Genomic DNA, 281 nt, shown 5'->3' on the forward strand with positions numbered 1-281 from the left:
GAAGATGCGTTTGCACTAAAGAATAAAGAGAAATTTAAGACTATAGACTTTAAAATTGATTATGGGATAACAGGTAGAGGTTTATTGAGAGAGTTCAAAAATATTTTTAGCGAAGGTGAAGAAGACATTTATTCAACTAAGTTATTTGAAGCAATTACAGGGGATAAAAAATCAGATTTCGCACTAGATATAATACACTATCTAACGCATCACAATGCAAGCCTAAATATAACCGAGGAATTTCATCTGCCAGATTATATAGACGAAGGTTTATCATGGCT

At 32.0% G+C, this 281-nt stretch carries 1 protein-coding gene; it reads left to right on the top strand.

Translation table 11 applies throughout. The features are described from left to right. Positions 1–281 (top strand): hypothetical protein (locus SB822_RS56525; protein WP_410859030.1); only part of this gene is annotated, 281 nt, incomplete at both ends.

Origin of the sequence: Paraburkholderia sp. SIMBA_054 (assembly GCF_046534875.1) — a bacterium.
Lineage (GTDB): Bacteria > Pseudomonadota > Gammaproteobacteria > Burkholderiales > Burkholderiaceae > Paraburkholderia > Paraburkholderia hospita.